The sequence below is a fragment of the Alicyclobacillus sp. SP_1 genome, from assembly GCF_024706985.1.
In the GTDB taxonomy this organism is placed as follows: Bacteria; Bacillota; Bacilli; order Alicyclobacillales; family Alicyclobacillaceae; genus Alicyclobacillus_I.
In genome coordinates, this window is sequence record NZ_JAMCCX010000004.1 from 1 (window position 1) to 1,081 (window position 1,081).

Annotated in this window: 1 protein-coding gene and 1 pseudogene; both read right to left on the reverse strand. The window is 48.6% G+C overall.

Translation table 11 applies throughout. The features are described 5' to 3' along the window. Positions 1 to 419 (reverse strand): annotated as a pseudogene (locus M4I36_RS00025) (hypothetical protein); the annotation flags it as partial. Positions 420 to 452: 33 nt separating this feature from the next. Continuing rightward, on the reverse strand, positions 453 to 923 hold the full coding sequence (locus tag M4I36_RS00030) for a hypothetical protein (protein WP_258109553.1): 471 nt from the start codon (positions 921 to 923) through the stop codon (positions 453 to 455). Positions 924 to 1,081: the final 158 nt, after the last annotated feature.

Sequence of the window (1,081 nt, forward strand, 5' to 3'; positions counted from 1 at the left end):
GGTTCTTCAACGGTCGGAGGATTTGAGAAATCAGTCGGGTATTCGCCGTTGAGTGCGTAGTATGCGTAGGCCATGGAAAGATATAACGTTTCGGCAGATGTCATTCCGGCACCATTTACGAAATTTTTCGCTCCGGGCAGTGTATCGCGCGGGGCTGACACAATGGAAAATGGGGTACTGCCTCCTTTTTCGCCACCTGGATTTGCCCAGTCGCATGGATTGTAGTACAAAGAGTTCAATGCGGCCCCTCCAACCGCAATGACCAAATAGTATCCGCTAAAAACATGATTCCATACGGTCTCGAAGTCCGTCTGGATACTGGTACTTGGCAACCCTAGAGTAGCGGCGATGGCTCTCACTTTTTCAGCATCACCGATAGTCGCAGCATACAGCAAAATTTGAGTTGTATTTAATGCCATTATTTTCTTCCTCCTTTTTTGAGGTGGTTCTCGTTAGCAAGTGCAGTCTTGATTGTTCATCATCGAACTACTGCAGGTGTTATTTGCCGTCGACGTCGCTGGTAGAGCATCTCCATAACCGGGAGGGTACGTTCCATAAACTGCGTAGTAGGCCCACATAGAAGCCAACTTAAGCGTGTCTAAAATAGTGAGCCCTCCTGCATTCGCATAGTATTTCACGGCAATCACATCGGTCTCTGGCGCATATCTTCGAAAAGGAGTCGTTCCGCCAGGATGGTTGGATGGATTCGACCAATTACACGGATTGTAGTACAGGGCGTTGTCTGCTTCCCCACCAACGGCAATGACAAACCACTCTCCAGATTCAATTTTGCTCCAGGTGTCATAGAAATCTCCCGTGACTTGGGATGCAGAAATTCCCGCGACACTAGCAGCTCCTAGGGCAATGTCGTATCCAGCAGCATCCACCGCATACAAAATCACTTTATCGGATGAAACTGTCATGTTACTCACTCCTCTTTTGGATTTCCCCCCGGCCGGATTGGTGAAGGACAGTCGAATTGGCCCTTCACCTTATACAACTCCATCGACCCTTGATTTTGATTCACCTCGACGCCCTTTTTCGCCCCATGATTCGTAGCAGGAACACATCACACAATTCG